Raw genomic sequence first — 25,491 nt, forward strand, 5'->3', positions numbered from 1 at the left:
CTTGATATTAATTATGATTTAATAATCCAATAACTTCATTCATTTGATCCAGATCATCCTGGATATCTGCTTCTATAGCTCCGAACTGTATATCCGGAACTGATAAAAATTCTGCGATCAGTGAGATCACCGGGTATCTGAACATATTCGCTACGGTTAGATTCGCATCAAAATGCTGATTGATCCGGTTAACGAGTTTCATCAGGCTCAGGGAATTTCCTCCAAGATCAAAGAAGTTCGCATTCGCAGAAATATCTGCTGTATTCTTGTTCAGCACTTCTGACCAGATGCTGACCAGATCTCTTTGTATTTGATTAATTGGTTTGATGTAAGTAATCTTCAAATGGAGTTGCGGGTCTGGTAAAGCCTTTCTGTCCACTTTACCACTGGTAGTGAGCGGTAATTTATCCAGCTGTACGTAATGTGCAGGGATCATATAAGCCGGGATCTTTTCTGACAAGAAATTGGTTAAAGCTTCTTCTGCAATCTCTGAAGGGGCAACATAATAGGCCGCCAGATATTTTGTGTCTCCATCTTCTTTGAGCAGTACTATGGGTTCCTGTAATCCCGGATAGTTTTGCAGGTGACTTTCGATCTCTCCGCAATCGATCCGGTAACCTCTGAGTTTAACCTGGAAGTCGATTCGTCCGGTATAAGCAATTTCACCTGTTTCCAACCAGTAAGCGACATCACCTGTTTTGTAAAGGCGTTCTCCGGGTTCCCATGGATTAGCGATGAATTTCTGTGCAGTTAGTTCCTCACTGTTCAGATAACCTCTGGCCAGTCCGGCTCCTGCAATACACAGTTCACCATTTACGCCTTTTGGAACCAGCTTGTTATACTGGTCTACAATATATAAGCGGATATTATCAATTGGCTTGCCGATAGGGATGATCGTGTTGGCGGCTTCAAAATCTATTTCATGATAACTCACTTCCACCGTAGCTTCTGTAGGGCCATACATATTGATCAGCCTGCTGTTATGTGCGCTATACATTGTTTTTTTGAAAGCTTGTACTTGTTCAGGCTTCAGCGCTTCTCCACTGGCAAATACTTTATCCACACCGGCTACTGCTTTAAGCATAGGATCACGTTCCAAAAACATCAGGAACGCTTGCAACATGGGTGGTACAAAGTGAAGTACCGTAATTTTATTGGCTGCGATTTCTGAAATCAGTTCTTCTGGTTCTTTTTCTGCGCCGGGACGTAAAAGGCATAACGAGGCTCCGGTAAATGACCACCAGAAAAGTTCCCAGACCGACACATCAAATACAACAGGGGTTTTCTGAAGCAGGACATCCGTTTCATTGATCGGGTACATTTTCTGCATCCAGACTAGCCTGTTAACTACCGAATGGTGTTCAACCATTACTCCTTTAGGGACTCCGGTTGAACCGGAAGTATAAATTACATAAGCAAGATCTGTACTGCGTGGTGCAGTTATTTTAACGATGGACTGTGTATGGATTGTTTCCTCACAATTGTCCAGATCAATCAGCATTCCTGCTATTACAAGATCTTTGTTCTGGTAATAACGGCTACGGCTGACCAGCGCACTGATTCCAGAAACTGAAATGATAGTGTTGATGCGATCTGCGGGTGAATGCGGGTCAATTGGCACATAAGCTGCACCTGCTTTCAATATCCCATAAATGGATAACATCAGGTATTCTTCTCTTTCCAGTAAAATTCCTACCAGTTCGCCGGGTTTTATATGGGCGACTGCCTTCAGATAAGAGGCAAACTGGTCTGCCTTTTTATTGAATTCTTTATAGCTCAGCGTGCCCGATGCGCAGCGCAGGGCAATATGATCTGGTGTTCTTGCAACTTGCGCTTCGAATAAATCGATCAGCGTTTTATCCTGCGGATACGGTACGGTCGTGTTATTGAATACTTCTAATTGTTCTTTTTCTTCCGCTTTGCTCAGTAAGTTAATAGCGGAAAGCGTTGTGTTTGTATCTGCCAGAACCGCAGCAGCGATCCGCTGGAAATAAGCCGCATAACGGCTAATCCTTTCGCGGCTGTATAAAGCAGTACTGTAATCAAATTGCAAATGCAGCATTCCATCGCCTTGCCGCGCCGACAAGGTCAGGTCAAACTTGGAAATATGATGTACGCCGCTGAGCTGACTGATTTTCAGACCAGGCAATTCCAATCCTTCGTTCTCAAAATTATCATAAGAAAACATGACATCGAATAATGGGTTACGGCTGGTATCGCGGTCAATTTTCAGGCTGCTCACCAGGTCTTCATACTGATATCCCTGGTTGTCAAAACATTGCAAAGCAACCTGTTTCACTTCTGACAGATAATCGCGGTAAGTCTTAGTTCCTTCGGGATAACTGCGCAACGCAAGCGTATTGGCAAACATGCCCATAATTCCTTCCAGATCTGCATGTTCACGGCCTGCAACCGGACTGCCAACAACCACATCGGCCGTATTGCCTAGTTTCCCTAACAGGATGTTGTAAAATGATAACAGGATCATGTACATCGTGGCACCTTCAGTACTGCCTAATTGCTGCAATCCACTGGTTATGCCGTGATCCAGTGTAAAACTGATACAGTCCCCGTCATGCTGTTTAACCTGTGGACGCGGATAGTCAGAAGGTAAGTTCAGCTGGTTGGTTTCTGCCGCATAAGCAGCTAACCAGAATTCTTTTTGAGTGGCCAGTACATGCTGCCTGGCTTCACTTTGCTGCCATTCTGCGTAATCTTTGTATTGAATATTTAGACTTGTAAGGTTCAAACCTTGATAAAGCTGCATAAAATCATGTACCAGCAGACCATTGGAAACCCCATCAGTTACAATATGGTGCATATCTATAGCCAGCACATGTTCAGTATTGCCGATGCTGATCAATTCTGCACGCAGCAACGGGCCGGATTCAAGGTTGAAAGGTTTAACAAAATCAGCCAGTCTTGTAGTTACTTCCCTGGTTATAGTATGAACTAATTCAAAATTACTTTCTTTTAGTATATACTGAACAGGCTCATCCTGCTCCATTCCAAATACTGTACGCAAACTTTCATGGCGTTCTACCAAAGCTTTTAAGGCTTTACGTAAACGAATGGTATCCAATTCACCTTCCATCCTGATAAACTGCGGCATGTTATAAGCAACAGAATTTTTATCCAGTTGATATAAGAAGTACATCCGCTTTTGTGCAGCAGATAAAACATAACATGCCTTAGCCAGAGCAGTTGGAATGCCAGCAGGCACCGGCTGAACCGAACTATTGATGAGTAAACTCATTTCCCGGATCGTCTGACTTCTGAAAATGTCTTTCAGTTTTAGCTGTACACCCAATTCTTTACTGATGCGGTTCACCAGAACTGCTGCTTTCAGCGAGTGACCACCCAGTTCAAAAAAGCTCCGGGTTACACTGATTGCCTCCTGATCTAATTTTAAAACAGCAGCCCATATACTTTGTAAATCTGCTTCCACTGCATTTGAAGCACCTTCATAGGCATGTACAATGGAACCATTTACTGATGGCAGTGCTTTTTTATCTACTTTGCCATTCCCTGTTAATGGAATATGATCCATGCTGATAAAGTAGGCAGGCATCATGTAATCAGGTAATCTATCCAGCAGAAAACATCTGAGTTCGCTTACCGGAATTTCATCCGCCGACACGTAATAAGCAGCAATATATTTTTCACCTTCTCTTTCGCCAACAACAACTGTAGATTTTTTAATCTGATCATATTCCGATAACTGGAAAGCAATCTCATCAAGTTCAATTCTGAACCCTCTGATCTTAACCTGATCATCATTTCTACCCATATATTCCAGTTCTCCGTTTTCAAGCGCCCGAACCAGATCTCCTGATCTGTACAATCTTTCTTCGGGGCGGTAAGGATTTGTTATAAATTTCACTGCATTAAGTTCGTCTCTGCCCAGATATCCTCTGGCTACCCCAGCTCCGCCAACATACAATTCACCAATCACGCCCTGCGGAAGCAAGCGTTGGTTTTCATCGAAAATATAAACGGATAAGGTTGGGATCGGAGTCCCGATATTACTAATGTTATGCTGGATCTCGAAAGCTCCAATCTCTTTATAAGTGACGTGAACAGTAGTTTCTGTAATCCCGAACATATTAATCAGTTTAACAGCAGGATACTGCTCATGCCAGCTTTTCAATTTGCCCGGGCTTAATGCTTCTCCCCCAAAGATCACATAACGTAAATTTAATTCTTTCGTTATACAGGCTTCTTCTTCCTGAACCAGGTTGTAAAAAGCACCCGGAGTCTGATTAAGGATGGTCACTTTTTCATCCTTTAAAATCTGGAGATAAGCAGCAGTATTTGCCGATAGCTGTTTAGGGATGATGACCAGCTGACCGCCAAATAACAATGCACCATAGATTTCCCAGACACTAAAGTCAAAGCAGTGGCTATGGAACATGGTCCAGATATCTGAAGACCCGAAGTCAAACTGGAATTGTTCATTAAACAATAAACGGACTACATTCCGGTGTTCAATCATTACCCCTTTAGGATTTCCTGTTGTTCCGGAAGTATAAATGATATAGCATAAATCACAAGGATCATTCTGATAAACCGGGCAAACAAGATCTTCAGGCAAAGCAGCCACCTCTTCAAAATAAATGAAGCTTAGTAAGGCTGCATTTTCTATTGCTGCCGAAGTGGTTTTCGAGGTTAAGACAATTTTTGTCCCACTATCTTTAATCAGATAGTTTATTCTTTCTGACGGATAATCAATATCAATTGGTAAGTAAGCGCCTCCCGATTTAAGAATAGCCAGCATACCGGTGATGGTTTCAAAAGAACGGTCAGTTAATAAACCAATGATGTCATTCGCTTTTACTCCACTTTGCTGTAATAAATAAGCCAGACGGGTAGATTCACGATCCAGTTCCCGGTAAGTCATCGTCTGATCCGCAAATTTCAGTGCAAACTGATCTGGCGATTTTAGCACCTGCTCATTGAATAAATCTATCAGTGTTTTTTCAGCCGGATGTGCTACAGCAGTGTAATCATACGCTTTTAATACTATTTCTTTTTCCGTTTCCGTCAAAAATTCAATAGTAGAAAACCGGGCATCAGGGGTAGCTAATAAGTTGTTGAGCAGCGTTTCGTAATGCGTTACGAACCTGATCATTTTTGAAGGTTCGAAATAATCAAGGTTAAAGACCAGCTGACCAGCTATCTGAGCTTCGTTTTGTTGTAAAAACAAATTCAGATCATATTTTCCTAAACCTAAATTGGTCGTTTCCACGTTAAGTTCAAGTCCTTCGGCCTGAAGAGGCTCAAAGGTTTCATATTGGAACAAAACATCAAACAGCGCTGTTCTGCTCATGTCTTTTTCAGGAGCTAATTCCTTAACCAGTTTGTCGAATGGCATTTCACCGTATTTCAGTCCATCTGAATAAGTGATGCCGAGTTCAGCTAAATACTGGTTAAAGCAGGTATCAGAAGCGATCACACTTTTAAGTACGATCAAATTCGCAACCGGCCCCATAGTTGTTTCCAATATTTCCTGCCCTCTGTTATGGAAACTTGTTCCGATGATAATTTCATCCTGTTGTGCATATTTCTTCAATAGTATTTTGAAGGCAGCCATTAACAGCAAATTCATTGCAACACCACTCTGGCGTTCATAAGTTATCAGCTTTGCACAAAGCTCTGGTGAAAGTGTTACTGGAAGGGCATCCGCAGTATAAGTATGAATGGCTGCTCTTGGACGATCTAAAGGCAATTCCAATGCTTTTAATTTACCTGCAAGCTGAATCTTCCAATAAGCTAACAGGTAAGGTTCCATTGCGGATAACTTCTCTTTCTGCCATAATGAAAAGCCCTGGTAGGATAGGCTGACGTTTTCTTTAGGTACAAAAGTCCCTTTAACCATAACCTGGTAAGTGGCAAATATTTCTTCAACCAGCGCAGATACAGTATAACTATCTGCAATGACATGGTGGAAAACCAGGACCAGCTTAAAGTCGTGAGCTGTCATTTTCACTAAAGATGCCCGGACAAGAAACTGATCAAGCTCAAAAGGGATATTGATCAATTCATGGATATAAGCTGTTGCCGATTGTACATCAGACAGCTCTTTGATGGATAAGTTAAGGGTATAATCGTTGCGTACCTGCTGAAATGCGGCTTCATCAATATTGATAATATTTGTTTGAAGTATAGCATATTGATTGATAACAGTCTGTATACTTTTTTCAAGTAACGCTGCATTCAGCGCTCCGCCGATACTAACGATCAGGGGAATATTATGATAAACGGGGCCAGCCTCATACAGATATCCGGATTCAAAGCGGTCAATAAACCACATTCTTTCCTGATGATAAGATGCCGGAACCAGGTTATTCTCATTTAAGGTGGTATAATTATTTAGTTCAGCTCTGATCTCTTGTATCCTGCTTTCACTTTCAATACTTATCGCCGAGATTTTCTTTCCTTCCAAACTATCCAATGCGGAAATCAGGTGAACCAGTTGTTTCAGCATGGCCTCTGCGGTCTCCGCTAAAAATAGCCCTGCATCGTATTGCAACTGTAAGTTTGCTGTATTGTTATATTCAAAAATATTCAGTGTCAGGTCGAATCTTTTAGCAGAGGATAAATGCGAATAAGTACCGGCAGGCTGATTTAAGAAATCAATTTCCTGATCAGCTCTTCCTACCATATTCAACATCACATCGAACATCGGGTTACGTCCATCTTCACGTTTTATATTCAGCTTATTGACTAAATCATCAAATTGAAAATATTGATTATCGTAAGCCTGCAAGGTTGCAGTCCTTACTTCTGAGATAAATTCTTCTATTGTTTTATCGTGAGCAGGAGAACTTTTCAAAGGCAGCGAATTGACAAATAACCCAATAATCTTTTCCAGATCAGGATGATTTCTGCCAGCTGCCGACAATCCTAATATAAGTTCTTCCTGTCCGCTTAGTTTTGATAACAGGATACTGAACAGGCTATAAAAAAGCATGCTTGCCGTGATATTACATTTTACACAAAATGCTTGTACACCAGTGTACTGTTCAGCAGTTAAATAAGTACTGATTAAGCCTCCTTCTTCACCGGAGCGTGTTACACGCTGAAAATCTGAGGGTAGATCCAGCACAGGTAAATTATGCTGCAACAAGCTCAACCAATATTTGCCTTGTTGGGCAATAGCGAATTGTTGTTGCTCAGAATTCTGCCATTCTGCATAATCTTTATACTGTAATTTCAGCGGAGCCAATACTTTGCCTTCATACAGCGCATAAAATTCTTCCAGTAAAATCTCATTGGATAAGCCGTCCGAAATAATATGATGCATATCTACCAGCAGCATATATTCATCTGCGGTATTACTGATTACGCCAAGGCGGATCAGCGGCGCACGTGATAAGTCAAAAGGACAAACAAAGTTCTGAATAACGGCCGCAGTTTCTGCTTCATCTATGGCGTGAAAACAGGCGACATTCACAACCGGACTTGCTATGATCTGCTGATAAGGTTCTTCGTCCACAATCACGAAAATGGTACGCAGGCTTTCATGTCTTTGCACCAGGCGTTCAAATGCTGTTTGTAGTCTGATCATATCAGGCTCGCCAGTCATTTTGATAGACTGCGGCATATTATAGGCAGTCGATTCTTTCTCCAGATCGTACAAAAAGTACATTCTTTTCTGCGCAGATGATAACTTATAATAAGTCTTTTCTACAGCAGGGCTGATCACCTGGAGCTCTTCTTTTTGATATAGGTTAGTAATGAATTGGATCAGCTCGTCTTTATTTTGCTGAATGTCTGCAAGAATCTCCGGCGTAACGACCCCTTTGGGAGCATTAATTTTAAGCTTGCCATCTACCACATTCAATGCAATCTGCAAACCTCTTAATTTTGTGATTAACGTATTCATAAGTAAGATTTTAGTCTAAAATAAATTCCTCATTCAAGGTGTGGTCCATGGTCGATTTTAACCAAAGTTCATTGGCTATATAATTGGAAATCTCCTGTATACTTGTCATTTGAAAAATCTGTTTCAATGACACTTCAACATTCATCTGGCTTCTGATTTTGTTGACCATCGTCACTGCTTTTAAAGAATGGCCGCCGAGTTCAAAGAAGCTCTTATTGACACTGATCAATGCTGGTTCCAGTTGAAGTAGGGAAGACCAGATTTCTACCAGCTGCATTTCCGTTGGGTTAGCTGGTGCGACATAATCCTCTTTTAAATTCATGACAGGATCTGGTAAAGCTTTCTTGTCGATTTTCCCGTTTGCATTTAAAGGAATACTTTCCAGCCTGATAAAGCTTGCAGGAATCATATAATCAGGAATCTTGCTTCCCAGAAAACTTCTGAGTTCATAATCAGTCAGGACACCGGGTGATACGTAATAGGCTGCAAGGTATTTTTCATGGCCATTCGTGTACACTGTAACCACTGCATGTTGTATGTCTTCATGTTTTAACAACTGGCACTCAATCTCCCCCAGTTCTATTCTGAAACCTCTGATTTTTACCTGCTCATCATTTCTGCCCAGGTAAACCAGGTTCCCATCTTCCAGCCATCTAACCAGATCTCCTGTTTTATAGATCAGTTCTCCTGTTGCATAAGGGTTAGGAATGAACCGCGCACTGGTCAGTGCTTCTGCATTAAAATATCCCTGAGTGAGCCCGTCGCCTCCGATATACAGTTCTCCTGTAACTCCTTTAGGTAATAGTTCTCTGTTTGCACCCAGAATATAGACTTTGGTATTACCCACCGGACGGCCTATAGGGACTTTATTATCCAATGCTATTTTTTCTTTAACCTCGTATTCTACCGCGGTTACAGTGGTTTCTGTAGGCCCGTATTCATTGTAGAATTTATAATCTTCACAAAATCTGTTTGCCAGATGTGGAGAACATTCTTCACCACCTGCAATAATGCGTTTGATATGATTTGGCATTGGCAGATCCATTTGTTCAAGAAATGAGGGAGTAGCATGTAAATGGGTGATTTTGTGACGAATCAGATAAGCATTCCATTTCGCCTGATCCGTAATTACTGCGGTACTGATTAATACCAGTTTTGCCCCGGTATGCAGTGCCAGCCAGATTTGTTCTACAGAAGCGTCGAAACTGAGTGTTGCAAACTGTAGAATTGACTCTTCTGAATCTATGCCAAAAACTTGTTGCTGATAAGCCAGCAGGTTCACCACTGAACGGTGATTGACCAGCACACCATTTGGTTTTCCAGTTGTACCGGAGGTATAAATAATGTAAGCTATAGCTTCCGGCGATAATGCTAAATTAAGATCCGCTGTACTTTGCTCCAGAATCAGGTCATCATCAATATTTAAGGTTTTAAGCTGCCGATAGTTTGCTGCTACGGCAGAAGAGCATAGTAAAAATTCAGATTTACTTTCTGCTATAATCTGCTGCTGATGGCTTAAAGGCTGATTATTGTGCAATGGGATATAGACTGCTCCTGCTTTCAATATCCCCAGCAGGCCAATGATCATTTCTACCGAACGTTCCACCAAAATGGCAACATGCGTAGCTGTTGAAACTCCTTTTGACCTGAGGTAATTTGCAAGCTGATTGGCACGTGCCTCTAGTTCCTGATAGCTTAATTCCGAGTTTTCATGAACGACTGCGATGTGACCCGGTGTACGTAAAACCTGTGCACTGAATAAATCAAGCAGCGTTTGTTCACGTGGATAGGCTATTGCGGTCATATTGAAAGTCTCCAATTGTTCTTCGACCTCTTCTTTACTCAACAGGTTGATCGCGGATATTTTCACGGTTACATCTTCCAGAACCGCAACTGCTATCTTTTGGAAATAAGTGACATAACGGCTAATCCTTTCCTTGTTATACAGTGAAGTACTATAGTCGAATTGAAGGTGCAGTGTTTCACCTTGCTGGGAAGCTGATAAAGTCAGGTCAAACTTTGAAATATAATGATTGCTTTGATAAGGACTTATAATTAAACCAGGAAGTTCCAGACTATCATCTCCGAAGTTCTCATAAGAGAACATCACGTCAAATAATGGGTTGCGGCTGGTATCACGGTCAATTTTTAAGTTGTTCACCAGCTCTTCATATTGATAGGACTGATTTTCAAAACATTGCAAAGAAATCTGCTTTAATTCTGCCAGATAATCCTGATAAGTTTTAGCCCCTTCAGGATAACTGCGTATGGGGAGCGTATTGGCAAACATGCCTATAATTCCTTCCAGATCTGTATGTTCACGGCCAGCAACCGGACTGCCTACAACCACATCGGCTGTATTAGCGAGCCTGCCCAGCAAAATCTTATAAAAAGATAACAGGATCATATACATCGTTACGCCTTGTTCTGCGCTTAATCGCAGTAAGCCAGCTGTTATGGTACTGTCCAGCGTAAATTTGACCGTGTCTCCTGCATGTTGTTTAAGCTGTGGACGTGGAAAGTCTGAGGGCAGATTCAACTGGTTAGTTTCTTCTGCATAAGCAGTTAACCAGAATTCTTTTTGAGCAGCCAGTACAGTTTGCCTGCCTTCACTTTGCTGCCATTCTGCATAATCCTTGTAATGTATAGTCAGCCCTTCAAGCTTTAAGCCCTGATAAAGCTGTATAAAATCACGAACCAGCAAAACATTAGAAACTCCGTCGGTAACGATATGTGGCATATCGATAGCCAGTATATGTACTCCAGTACTGGTACTGATCAATTCTGCACGCAATAAAGGGCCAGTATGAAGATCAAATGGTTTGACAAAATTTGCCAGTACCGGATCTGCGTCTTCGGTCAGTGTATGTACCATTCCAAAGTCGCTTTCTTCCAGAATATATTGTACAGGTTCATCCTGTTCTATACGAAATATGGTACGCAAACTTTCGTGACGCTTTACCAGATTTCTTAAAGCTTCAGCCAGACGTGTCACATTAACTTTTCCTTCCAGCTTGATGAATTGTGGCATATTATAAGCCACAGAACTTTGATCAAGCTCATATAAAAAATACATGCGTTTCTGTGCAGCGGATAAAACATAAGAACTTTTAGTGGCCGCGGCAGGAATAGCAGACAGTTTATCGCCAGTATTAGCTTTGGAAAAAAATTCCAGGATCTCTGCTTTCCGAGCTTTGATCTCTTCAATAAGCTGTGGGGTTAACGCATGGTCAGGAGCTTTCAGCTTCAACACCTGGTCAACAACATGAATGGTGATTTGATTAACCTTCCTCAAATTGGTTATGTATTCGTCTATTCTCATATCGAAATTTCTGTAATGTTGCCCTCAAATTCCATTTCACATGGGATCTGCTGAACGGTGATTAAATAATCTGCTATATTTTCTATACTCTGTTTCTGAAAGATTTCTTTCAATGGAACCTCGGCTCCAAAAAACTTGTGAATCTTATTTACCAGCGTGATCGCTTTTAAAGAATGTCCACCTAAATCAAAGAAGTTGCTGCTGATATTCATCAGCTCTGGATCTATATTCAGAATTTCAGACCAGAACCCAATCAGCTTTTCTTCGACTGCATTGGCAGGCCTGATATCCTGATCGTTTTGTTTAATGCTGTAAGCAGGGAGTGCTTTCCGGTTTAACTTACCATTAGAGGTAACGGGCATTCTTTCCAGCTGCATGTAATAAGCAGGCACCATATAATCCGGCAGGGTCTGCAACAGGAAATCCTTTAATATTGCAGGGTCTATTTCCTGTTCTGCCTGGTAATAAGCAACCAGGTAGGTATCGTTATTCTTTTTGACTGCCAGAATGGTACTTGCCTGCACCAGTTCGTGTGCAGAAAGCCTGTTTTCAATTTCACCCAGTTCCATTCTCAGCCCACGGATCTTAACCTGATGGTCAATCCTTCCTAAGCAGATAATATCTCCTGTTGGGGTAAAGTATCCGATATCCCCTGTTTTATACAAGATATCATAACCACTGTTTTTCTCTTCTGCGAAAGGATTATTGATAAAAACCTTATTGGTTTTCTCTTCATCCTTATAGTATCCCAAACCAACGCCCAATCCCGCTACACAAATTTCGCCTTCAATCCCTACAGGACATAAACTCAGCTGTTTGCTTACGATATAGATTTTCATGTTCTGAATAGGTTTCCCAATAGAAATCAGCTGCTGGTTTTCTTCAGGATAAGCCACCTCATGAACGGTAATATCGTCTGAGGCTTCAGTTGGCCCGTAAGCATTCAGCAGTTTGATATCCGGAAAATAGGTATACCATTTTCTCACTAAGGAGATCGTTAATGGTTCACCGGTTGGGATCATCCAGACCAGCTGTTTTAAAGAATTATCCTGATGGTCGGGCATTTCTTCTAAAAATGTAGTCATCAGGGATGGAACTGATTCAAAAATAGTAACCCCGCCTCTGTTTAACTCGCTGATCAGCTGTTTTGGTGAAGTCAGTATTTCCTTATCAATAATATGTGTCTTCCCGCCTACTAATAAAGCTGTTAAAAACTGCCATACTGAGATATCAAAACATGGTGACGCGCTTTGAGCGATAACTGTATGCTCGTCAAGTTTTAAGTCATCTATTTTTGAATAGATATGATTGATCATTCCTAACTGATGAATCATCACACCTTTAGGCTTACCTGTAGTTCCGGAAGTATAAATAATATAAGCCAGATCCTGCATGCCATACCCCTCCTGATCAATTTCTGCGTCCTCATCCGGATCAGCAAGTGTATCTATACAGATGACTTGTTCTAAATCAGGTAATGAAGTTCTTAATTCGTCAATTTCATCTGCTACGTCTGCGGTAACCAGTACAACCTGAGTTTCACTACCGGAAAGTATTTCCCGGATGCGTTCTTTAGGATAGTCGACATCTATGGGCACATAACCACCGCCAGCCTGGAAAACGCCCAGTATTCCAACCAGCATTTCAATACTCCTTGGCATATAAAGTGCTACTTTCTGACCAGGTTTTACACCTGCTTTGATTAATTGCAGCGCCAGTACTTTTGACCTGTGATATAATTCCTCATAAGTCAAACTGGACAGGTTGTGTACTACAGCAATAGCTTCGGGAGTTTTGTTAACCTGATCTTTAAATAAGTCGATAAAGATTCTTTTGTCAAACTCTTTTGCTGTCGTATTGAATTCATGTAATAACTGATGTTTTTCTGAAGTGGTCACAAACTCCAGCGCTGTGATGTTGCTTTTATCTTCATCAGCAAGCTGTACGATAATATTGTTGAAGTGTCTGGCTGCTTGTTTGATGAGCTCCCCTTCATAAACGTCTGTGTTATAATCAAATTTGATTGTGATTTCATCGGCCGGAGCAATCATCACCGAGAGATCGTAATTGGTCTGTTCAAATAATTCTACATTTTTAACTGCGAATTCTGCATCAGCTCCCTGCACTTCCGCTGTCATCGGATAATCTTCAAAAATCAGGATGTGATCTAAAAGACCCGGCCCAAGATCACTGAAGGACTGGATTAAGGCAAGGGAAACATATTGATGCGCTTCGTTATCCAGACAGGCATTTTGTACTTGCTGTAACAATGTCCTGATAGTTTCCTCTTTGTCGATTCTTAACCTGAACGGGATGGCATTGATAAATAATCCAACCATAGATTCTACTCCGGCTATTTCTGCCGGACGCCCTGAAACGATCGATCCAAACAGGACATCATCTGTATTGTTGTAGGCTGCCAGTAAAATACCCCATGCACTTTGTAAGATGGTATTGATAGTCACCCCATTTGCTGCGGATGCTTTTCTTAATTTCCCTGTAATTTCTTTATCCAGAATAAATTCTTCTGATGCAGGAACGAATGATTTAGCAGTTGATAGCGTTTCTTTTTTAGGTAATGAAGAAAGACTTTCATAACCTGACAAGTAATCTTTCCAATAGTTTACAGAGACTTCCTGATCTCTGTTTTCCAACCACTGGATATAATCAGCGTAAGGGCGCACTTTTGGCAAAGTGATTTCCTTTTGATTTTTATGATGCGAATAAAGTGTTCTGAATTCCCTGATGATAATTCCCATACACCAACCATCCATCAGGATATGGTGATGACTCCATATAAATTCAAATTCATCAGTATCTGTCTGATAGATAGACAATCGCATCAATACATCTTCCGATAAATTAAATTTACGGGCTCTGTCTTCCATTCTGTACTGAAGCATCATTTCATCTTTTGAAGTCAATAAAGACTCCATACGGATATCATGAAACTGGAAGCCGATCTTCCTTCCTTTCTGTACCAATTGCAATGGTCTTTCATAAGTGCCGTGTAAAAAGGTAGTACGCAATATTCCATACCTGGCAAACAGTTCATTCATACTGCGTTCTACAGCCTGAATATCCAGTTGCCCCGTTACCCGGTAAGTCATCTGTCCAAAATAATTATCCGAATCAGGTGCAATCAGGGCATGAAAAAGCATCCCTTCTTGTAGTGGTGATAGCGTGTAAATATTTTCTACCGCGTATTGAGTCTGAAGCTCTTCCAATTGATTAATGGTTAGCCCTTTATAAGTCAGATCAGATGGCGTAAGTTCTGTTTGCTCAATGGCACTGCAATACGTAATGATTTCAACCAGATTTTGATTAAACAGCCCCATGAAAGAAGAGATTTCAGTTGTGGTATATTGGTCTTCAAAATATCCAAGAGCGATTTTCAATTGCCCTCCGGTTATGATTCCTGCAATATCCCAGTCGTAACCCATGGATTCCGTTCCAGCGATATCATTTCCTTTCTTTTCTGTAGCGATAGTGTAAGCATTGCCTGCTGTATCTGTATCAAATTGTCCCAGGTAATTGAAACATATTTGTGAACGGGCAGAAAGGTCGTTACCAGCTGTAAGCTGTTTTAGTAGTAAGAAATCCAGTCCGTTATTCGGAATCTCCCTTAATGTTTCTTTAACTTGTTTTAAAACAGCAGATAGATCTTCATGAGTTATAGTTAATAAAACAGGATACATACTGGTAAACCAGCCTATGGTACGTCCGAAGTTTGTATGCTGCGTGAGTTGTTCCCTGCCATGGCTTTCCAGATCGATCATCAGGCTTTCAACGCCGTATTGCTGACGGATACTTAACCCTAAGGCTGCCAGTAAAACATCATTGATCTGTGTTCCAAAGGCATGATTAACGCGGGACAATAAAGCAGAAGTTTCCTTTTTACTCAACACAAACTCTATCCTTTTAACATCCTGCAATTGATATGAATTTTCTTTTCCATCTTTTCTGATCGCCGCCTTATTTGTGTTCAGTATCGTATTCCAGTACTGTTTTGCTTTATGGAAGGTTGCTGATTTTACATATTCACCCAGCTGTGCTGACCAGGACTGGAAAGAATCTGTTTTAAGTGGCAGGACTAATTTTTCGCCTGCTATTAACTGTTTGTATAAGGTATCTATATCTTCAAATAAGATTCTCCAGGAAACGCCGTCGATAATCAAATGATGGATTACGATCAATAAACGACTTCCATTTTTCATCTGGAATAAGCCTAGTTTCACTAACGGGCCATGCTCCAGCTCAATTCCCGTTTGCATTTGTTGTGCAAATAGCAGGATTGAATTTTCAGGATCGTCAGCTGTGGAAAGATCTTCGACTAGTAGTGATAAGGGTAATCCTGGTTCCTGATATTCTTGTATAACCTGATTTTCACGCTGGCTGAATACCATTCTCAAAGCATCGTGATGCTCAAGCAATTTTGTGAAAATAGTATTCACCGATCCGGCCGTAATCCCATCTGCGAAATTCAGCATTACAGATTGATTGAAATGCTGTTTGTTGACAATTGATCCATCAAAAAACCATTGCTGTATAGGAGTTAATTCAACTTTCCCAAGTACTATAGCCTGATCAGTGAGGATTTCTGTTTTCCTTATTTTTCTGCTCAGCTCTGTGATCGTCTGACTAATGAACATTTCTTTCACCGGCACTTCATAACCTAAAGCATGCATTCTTGAACTGATCTGTATAGATTTGATAGAATCTCCACCCAAGGCAAAGAAATTATCTGTCACCCCAATCCGCTCTACACCAAGAACTTTGCTCCAAACTTCTGAGAGTGCTTTTTCTTCTGTTGTTTGTGGGGCTACATAATCCAGTCCCGCCTGTATGGTGATCTCTGGCAATGCTTTCGTATCCAGTTTTCCTACCAATGTAATTGGCATCTGTTCCAGTGCCATAAAATAAGAAGGCACCATATAATTTGGCAGTTGAGCAGCCAGAAATGATCTGAGTTCATCAACTTCCACAGTGTAAAAAGTAGTATAATAAGCCACCAGCAGTTTTTCACCTTCAGCTTTTTCTTTAACAACAATCACACTTTCTTTAATTGCAGGGTGCAGCGTCAGCTGACTCATAATTTCTTCCAGCTCTACGCGGAAACCTCTGATTTTGATCTGGTTATCAGATCTGCCCAGAAACTCGAGCTGTCCATCAGGAAGCCATTTGGCCTGATCTCCTGTTTTGTATATTTTCAAACCAGCGACGAAAGGGTTATCAATAAACTTCTCACTGGTTAATTTTTCATTGTTTACATACCCTTTAGCGATACCTATTCCCGAAACACACAGTTCACCTGTGAAGCCAAGTGGCAGCAGCTCATTATTTTTACCCAGGATATAAATCAGGGTATTGGCAATTGGCTTACCGATTATAGCGTTGTTATTTTCGTCCAGTATATCATTGTGTACCACTCCAACAGTAGATTCAGTTGGCCCGTACTCATTTTCAAGCAGTACATGCGGCAGGACTCTATTGCTGGTCTGAATTAAATTCCTGCTTGCTTTTTCACCAGCAAGGACAACAAATCTTAAGTCTCTAAAGTGATCACCTGCTGGTAATCCATTAATTATAGCACCATATAATCCAGGTGTCATAGCAAAATTGGTTACCCTTTCCGTTTGAATAGCGTTAATGATATAATTCGCATTCAAGCGCTCTTCCTTCGGGATAATGATAAACTTCCCGCCTCCAAGCAGACTTGGATAAATATCTGCGCCAAAACCATCAAAATGGTAAGAGACTAATTGCAGGGTGACATCTTTAGCAGTAAGTTTATGATTCGACATTCTCCAGGCCACATAATTCATCAGCCCTTTATGCCTGATTTCTACCCCCTTAGGCATCCCTGTAGTTCCAGAAGTATAAATGATATAAACTGAATCATCCGGTAAAACATCAACAGCAGGATATTCCTGATAAGCCACCTGATCATATCCGGTGCTGATCAATTTAACGTTTGCCGTTGCTGCTGATAATAAATCAATATAGTCCTGATCAAATACAGCATCCTGAATCAGTAATAAGCCACAATCGCAATTAGACAGAATATAACTATTTCTGTCTGCCGGAGATTCAGGTGAAAGCGGAACATAAATACCGCCTAATCTTAAAACTGCCAATATACTTGCAATCATTTCGATAGATGGATCGAATAATAGTGCAATCTTTTTATTCTCTTTTTCAACCAGGTCAAAGCCTATTTTTTGTGCGATTGCATTGACTTTAGCGTTCAATTGCAGGTAGCTTATATTTTGATCTTTAAAAACCAGGGCAATAGCATCAGGCGTGGTTGCAACTTGTTTTTCGAACATCGAAATGATCGTCTCTTTATCCGGGTTATTCTCATCAAAAGTGTTGTTAAACTCATTCAGCAACAACTCTCTTTCTTCCATTGAAAGGATAGCGATATCAGCTATCTTTTGCTGCGGATCAGCGATAACTGCTGAAAGTATCTGATTAAAATACCCCGTGTATTTTTCAATAGTATCTCTGGTAAATAGTGCGGGCGAATAAATAAGATCCAGCAGCAGTTCTCCGTTCCTTTCACAGGCCAGTAAATTGAGGTCAAATATGGAAGTGATATGCCCGGCAGAATATTCGGTTAATCGTAACCCATTTGCTGAAAGCTCAGATTTTTCGAAATTCTGATAAGCAAACATGACATCAAATAATGGATTGCGCCCGGTACTTCTGACTACTCCTAAATCATCAATTAATTTCTCATAAGGGTATGCCTGATGCTCAAATGCTTTCAGAGTATGCTCTTTAACCGATGCTAAAAACTCCTGGAAGTTCCATTCAGCTTTAACAGCGTTGCGCATAGGGAGCGTGTTCACAAACATGCCCATCATATTTTCCAGATCAGCATGCTGACGTCCGTTTGCAGGGGTGCCAACCACGATATCTGCCGAATTACTTAATTTACTTAGTAAGATATTATAAGCTGACAGCAAAAGCATAAACAAGGTAGCCCCCTGAGATTCAGCTATTAATTTTAATTGCTGTGTATCTTCTTTGCCAATAGAAAAGTTAAGGACATGCCCCTGATGCTCCTGCACCATTGGCCTGTTGAAATCAGCAGGGATTTCCAATACTGGTACCGCAGCGGCAAATTGATCCAGCCAGAATTGCTGATGTCCGCTTGCTTTCTCCTGCTGATCAGCTGACTGCTGCCATGCTGAAAAGTCTTTATATTGAAGTTTAAGAGGTTGCAGTACTTCATTATTGTATAACTGCATGAATTCTTTAATAAAGATTCCGTGCGAAACACCATCTGTAATGATATGGTGCATATCGATCATTAAAAGCTGCTGCGCTTCTGTAGTAGCTACTGCAACCCGGATCAGCGCTTCATTATTCAGATCAAACGGTCTGATAAATGCTTTAATGACCGCCTGTAATTGTGCAGTGTTGCATTCCAGAGTCTCTATTGTGAAAGCCGGATCAGCTATAATTTGCTGAAATGGTGTACCTTCTATTTCTACAAATCTTGTACGTAAACTTTCGTGTCGTTCAATAATCTGAGTAAAGGCATAGTTCAACTTTGAGTAATCAACTTCTCCTTCCATCACAAAACAGTAAGGCAGGTTGTAGGATAAGGAGTTTTGATCAAATTTATATTGAAAGTATAAGCGCTGCTGTACCGAACTCAGCGTATAATATTCTTGTACTGCTGCTGCCTTAAGGCCTTGATATTGGATAGCAGTACCTTCATTCTGATTGATCTTATTTTTAATATTTTCACTTAGCAATCTGACTGATGAACAGTTGAAAAACTCTGTAATGGAAATCTCAATGCCGAACAGCCTGTGAATTCTTCCAATCATAACCAGTGCTTTCAAAGAATCTCCACCCAGCTCAAAAAAGTCATCAGCATACGTAATATCAGAAATACCAAAGAAGTTTTCCCATAAGGTGATCATTTGATTTTCAACCGTGTGGCTGACTTGTTTTTCTTCACCCGGCTTCATTAAAGTTGAAGCTTCAATAGCGATGTCAATGCGCTGCTGTACTAATATTTCATACAGTTCACCCGTTAGAAAAGTAATTGGTACGACAGAAGAACTGTTTATTTTATGTGTCGATTTGATAATATGATTCACAAATTGTAAATCTGATGCAGTCATATCAAAATCTATGGTAGTTCGCTGCAAACCCAGTGTTTCTTTGATTGCCCAGCCATATACAATACTTTTTAAGGCAATCTGTTTCGCATGTAAGCTGCTGAACAATTCTTCGTATCCTGCCGCCGATTCAGGATTCAGTTCGTATTGATTGTTTCCTTTTTCAAGGTATGCTGTACCTTTTGTGACATAGATGAAATCTATATCTTCTTTATTAAAGCTTTCTGCAAGCAATTTACCTACACCATATTCATCAGCAAATATCAGGTAGCTTAGCGCACTGTCTTTTAAATCTGGTGTATAGAACTGATCAACAATGCTGGTTTTTTGTTTACTGATTGACTGAACGCTCTGCTGCAAACTTACAGGATAAGCCACCTGATCAAATGAATAAGCAGGCAGGGCTAGTTTTTGTCTTTGTTCGTCCTGATAATAAGTTTCCCAGTTAATCCTGACCCCGTTCTCCCATAATTCGCCAAGCCCTTTGAGTACTTGTCTCTGATCCTGATGTACCTGTGCAGCACTGCTGATCATACTGATCACTTTGTGCTGACGGGTACGGTTTTGATGAGAACGTACAAAAGTAGAAAGAGCATTTCCTGGCCCTAATTCGATAAAAACCACCTGTTCCTGTTGCAGGATATGTCCCGCACCAGCACTGAAGCGGACTTCATTTCTCAGGTGTTTCACCCAGTAAGCCGGGCTTCCTATTTCACTATCCTTTGCTGGCTCACCAGTCAGGTTAGAGATCACCGGAATTTGTTGCGGTTTAAAATTAATGCCTTCAAATGCTTTTTCGAACTCCGCTAAAATCCCATCCATCATCCATGAATGGAAGGCATGGGAAGTATGCAATACTTTATTTTTATAGCCTGATGTAGTGAGTTTAGTTGCAAAGGCCATCAAAGGTTCTTCTTCACCCGAAACCACACTTAAACTGTTGCTATTGACTGCCGCAAGAGAAATCGCAGGCTCGCCTCTTAATAAATCTCTTAATTCCAGTTCTGAGATCGAGACACTTAACATCTGACCCTTTTTTACCTGCTGCATTAAAGCTCCACGCTTAATCACCAGTTTCAAAGCATCTTCCATACCCCATACCCCGCTGATACAGGCAGCTACATATTCACCTATGCTGTGTCCGATCAGCATTGCAGGTTTAATTCCCCAATGCAATAACAAACAGCTCAATGCATACTCCATGATAAAAAGAGCAGGCTGGGCGTAACAAGTATCATTGATATTCAATGCACTGGCTCCTTCCGGATAAATCACGGCCTTCAGATCCATCCCTGACTGTTCAGCCACGATTGCAAAACATGCATCTGCTGCGGAACGAAAAACAGCTTCATTTTCATATAACTCCTGGTACATCCCAGTATATTGTGAGCCCTGACCGCTAAACATGAATACGATTGGTTGTTTACCTGACGCACTTTTTGAAACTGGAGCTTGTTCTTTTAAAGCTTCCAATGCTTCATCAGCCGTACTGCAAACTAAACTTTGACGGTAATTGAAATGTGCACGCCCTGTTTGAAGGGTATAAGATACATCTGCCAGTTTAGCTGCTGGATTTTCAGTGAAATAGGTTTTATATTTTTCAAGGTTGCGTTTCAGTGCTTCCTCATTCTTTCCTGAGAATATTAATAGATGTTGTTCGCGTCCTGCATCTGAAGTCACAGCTTCAGGCGCTTCTTCCAAAATCACATGTGCATTCGTACCACCGATACCGAATGAACTTACTCCTGCACGTAACGGGTATTGTGTATTTTCCCATTCTTTCAAAGTGGTATTCACATAGAACGGACTTGTTAAAAAGTTAATTTTAGGATTTGGGCTTTTGTAATGAAGACTTGGAGGCAGCTGACGATATTTAATCGATAATACAGCTTTAATTAAACCAGCAATCCCCGCAGCTGCATCCAGGTGACCAATATTGGTTTTCACTGAGCCAATGGCACAATATTGACGTTTATCGGTATTGAAAGCTTGTCTTAATCCCTCTATTTCTATCGGGTCGCCCAAGCTTGTTCCTGTTCCATGAGCCTCAATCATACCGATACTTTCGGCAGGTATCCTGGCTTTTCTGATCGCCGTATCAATCGCTTTAGCCTGCCCTTCAATACTAGGGGCAGTAAAACCAACTTTCCGGTTACCATCATTATTCGTCGCTGTAGCTTTAATAACCGCATGGATCACATCACCATCTCTTAGTGCACGTGCCAATCTTTTCAGCACAACCGTACCTACTCCATTCCCACCTACAGTACCACCAGATTGCTCATCAAATGCTCTGCATTTACCATCAGGTGACCAGATCATACTTTTATGATACTTGTACCCATCATTATCATGGGTTGTCACAGACACACCACCCGCAACTGCGATATCACATTTTTGTGAAAGTAATTCCTGACAGGCAGTATCTACTGCAACCAATGAAGTAGAGCAGGCAGTAGCAATATTTAAGCTTGGCCCTTTTAAGTTTAGTTTATAAGAAACCCTCGGACACATAAAATCTTTATCCGCGTAAGTGATCCCTTCCCATTTTTCTATCCAGTTATGGTCATCAGCCTCGTTGATATTGATATTATACGAAGGATTAGTTGATGCGCCGCCATACAATCCAATGGCCCCTGTATAGTTGTATGGATTATATCCTGCATGCTCCAGAGATTCCCAGGTACATTCATGAAACAAACGGATCTGAGGATCCATTGAACCAGCCTCTGAAGGAATATAATTGAAAAATGCGGCATCAAACTTTTCATAGTTAGCTAATGTTCCTTTTGCATAGATCAGTGTACTATTTTCAGGTGTATCTTTTCGAACGATAGACTCTGTTCCTGATTGCAGGTTCTGCCAGTATTCTTCTATATTTCCGGCACCGGGAAAACGACAAGCCATCCCGATAATTGCAATGTCAGTATCCTTAATCAATTCATTTTCTTCTTCCTGATCAGCCAAGGCTTGCTGTACAGCGAAAGCTTGTTCCGGGTTAATAAAGTTTGCCAGGCTGGCGATGGTTGAGTAATTAAAAAGCTCCGTTACGGATACCTCTTTGTTAAACACCTTTTTAATTTTACTGCTGACATTGATAATCGATAAAGAATCTCCTCCGATATCAAAGAAATTTGCATGGGTACTTATTTTATCATGCCCAAGAACTTCCGACCAGATTTTCAGTAATTCTGTTTCTGTATCATATGCCGGAGCAGTATAGACGGTTTCCAAATCCGATTGCGGATCTGGTAAAGATTTTTTGTCCAGTTTCCCATTAGGTGTCAGCGGCATTTTATCCAGCTGCACATAATAAGCCGGAACCATGTAATAAGGTATTTTGTCTGCCAGAAATCTTTTCAGGGACATCGCATCAACAGCTTGTTCTGCCACATAATAGGCAACAAGCGATTTATCATGGCCCATTTCTTTAGCGACTACTGCAACTTCACTGATTCCGTCATAGCCCAGAATTTCATAGCGTATTTCATCCATTTCAATCCTGTGACCTCTTATTTTAACCTGCTGGTCAGCTCTGCCGAGATATTCAATAGTCCCGTCTTTCATCCAGCGTACAATATCCCCTGTCTTATATATTTTGTTATCCGTATCAAACGGATTTTGTATAAATGTCTTTGTTGTTAATTCTACATTGTTCCAATACCCGTGAGCTAAACCATCACCGCCGATATATAATTCACCGCTGATCCCAATAGGTTGCAGCTGTAATTGTTTATTTAAAACATAGAGTTGTGTATTGGCTATCGGTTTTCCGATTGTCACCTTTTCCTGCTCCGTTAAATCCATCATAGCCGACCAGACTGTGGTTTCTGTCGGGCCATATACATTGATAATTTTTGCAGCGGAATGTGCTTTTAATTTTAAGAACAATTCCTGATCCAGGGCTTCTCCTCCCGCTAGCAAATAACACAAATGTGATTTACATAAGTTGAAATCATCGATATTACTGGTTAGCAAGCGGTATCTTGATGGCGTAGTTTGTATCAGCTGAACATTTTTATCTGCAATCAGCTTTGTTAATCTTGCAGGGTCCTGCTGTGCAAATTCATCGGCAATAATCACTCTCAATCCTTGCGTTAATGGCAGCAGCGACTCTGTAACGAAAATATCAAAGGAGAAAGCCGTTACAGAAATCAGGGTGTCCACCTGATCAAATGCGATGCCTTGCAGCATTGCAATGATGTAATTGTGTACTGCTCTGTGCGAAAGCATGACCCCTTTTGGTTTTCCGGTTGATCCTGAAGTATAAATCAGGTAAGCCAGGTCTTCTGAGTTGTTTATATTTTTTAAATTCTCAGGATTTTCAGCCAGCGTATTCCAGTCGATATTCAGCGTAACAATATCATTTGCTCCGGCCAGGTCAGCACTTTTAGTTTCTCCGGCAGTCACCATAACTGAGGCTTTGGAATCCGCTAACATATATTCCAGACGCTCACGCGGATAAGAAGGATCCAGCGGCAAATAACATCCGCCTGATTTCAATACCCCAATGATACCAATAAACATTTCCAGAGAGCGGTTCAGGTACAAGGCAACGACATCATTTTGTCTGATCCCCTGTGCTCTTAATAGTTCTGCCAGGCTATTCGCTTTTTCGTTTAATTCCTGGTAAGTCAGTTCCTGATTATTATAATCCAGCGCAATTGCCCCGGGTGTTTTGATTACTTGTTGTTCAAACAACTCTATGAGTGTCTTTTCTTTAGGATAAACAACAGCGGTATCATTAAATTCTTTAAGCAGCTGCTCCTGCTGAATAGCAGAGAGCAGGCTGACACCAGACACGGTCTGATTAACATCCTCCACTATAGCAAGGAGGATAGTAGCAAAATCATCAACCAGAGCTTTCGCAAAATCTCCGTTGATCGTACTTGTTTTGTAAGCGAGTTCAATTTCCAGTTCCTCTTTAAAGAAAACAGTAAATAAAACCGGAACACCTGTATTTTCATAGACAGACCTCAATTGTACATCAAATGCTTCACTGCTTTGAATAAGCGCAGTATCAAGCGGATAATTTTCGATGACAATAACGGAGTCAAAAAGATTCTCATCCGGCTTTAAATCAAGTATCTTTTTGATTTCATAATAGGATGAATTGTTATATTCATTCCTGTTGATTAAATCGTGGCTCACTGTGTTCACGACTTCCAGTAAAGACTGATCAGTAAAATTTGTCAGCCGCATGGGGATCGTATTGATGAAATTCCCAATAATATTCCCGCTGCCTTCTATTGTAGTATCTCTATAGGAAACAGTAGTTCCGAAAACTACATCAGCAACATCAGTATATTTTTGCAGCAGAATACCATAAGCTGCATAGATGATCGCTGCCTTGGTTACTTTATGCTGAGCTGAAAAAGCATCAATTTTAGCATTCGCTAAAGAAGTGTTCACCTTTTGAACAGGTTCATTAACTCCCGGAACAGCACCTGTACCTGTAACAAGCGCAGTCCGCTCATGATCCTTTAAATATCCGCTCCAAAAAGACTTAGTCTTTTCAGGTTCTTCTTTTTTCTGAAAAGCCAGCTGAACCTGTTTATATGCAGGGCGCCTGTCCAGGACCGGCGGCTGACCTTTAGCCAGCTGGTTATAACAATAAAACAATTCTTTCAGGAATATGCCTGTACTCCATCCATCATATAAAATATGATGATGGGTAATATTCAGCACAAATGAATCCGCTCCTGTTTTAATCAATTTAATGCGGACAGGTAATCCCGTCAGATCAAATCTTTCTTCCTGATCCTGGATAGTATATCTATTGATCAGGTTTTCTATATTTTCAATGGCTTCATCAGCAATATCGATAAGACTGAAGTCTGCTTCACATTCTTTAAGAATGATCTGTACTGGTTTACTGATTTTTTCCCAGCTGAATACCGATCTCAGCGCTTCATTTGATGAAATTACAAATTTGATTGAGGCTTTGAGTACCTCAACGTTCAAGCTGCCTTTAATATCAAAAGACAGCTGTACATTATACAAATTTTCATCAGATTCTTTCAAATAATGAAATAGCATACCTTTTTGGACCATGCTTAATTCCAGAATATCCTGAACGTTTGACTTATCTATTTTCCTTGACATAATTTATTCTTTGTTAACCTGGAGCGGTTATGATT

At 40.8% G+C, this 25,491-nt stretch carries 3 protein-coding genes; all 3 read right to left on the minus strand.

Features of this window, described 5'->3' with window-relative positions:
• Positions 1-7 precede the first annotated feature (7 nt).
• Genes HDE70_RS19270 through HDE70_RS19280 form a run of 3 tightly spaced genes read right to left on the minus strand, consistent with a single transcriptional unit; the run spans position 8 to position 25,456 of the window.
• Positions 8-7,888, minus strand: coding sequence for a non-ribosomal peptide synthetase (locus tag HDE70_RS19270; RefSeq protein ID WP_183891581.1), 7,881 nt, complete (start codon positions 7,886-7,888; stop codon positions 8-10).
• Between the two features lie 10 nt (positions 7,889-7,898).
• The gene (locus HDE70_RS19275) at positions 7,899-11,210 is read right to left on the minus strand and encodes a non-ribosomal peptide synthetase (protein WP_183891582.1); all 3,312 of its coding nucleotides are present in this window, start codon (positions 11,208-11,210) and stop codon (positions 7,899-7,901) included.
• A complete protein-coding gene (locus tag HDE70_RS19280; protein WP_183891583.1) occupies positions 11,207-25,456 on the minus strand; it encodes a non-ribosomal peptide synthetase/type I polyketide synthase in 14,250 nt (4,749 codons plus the stop codon). The genes HDE70_RS19275 and HDE70_RS19280 overlap by 4 nt, the downstream gene beginning before the upstream one ends.
• Positions 25,457-25,491 lie beyond the last annotated feature (35 nt).

The organism is Pedobacter cryoconitis (assembly GCF_014200595.1).
GTDB classification, from domain to species: domain Bacteria; phylum Bacteroidota; class Bacteroidia; order Sphingobacteriales; family Sphingobacteriaceae; genus Pedobacter; species Pedobacter cryoconitis_C.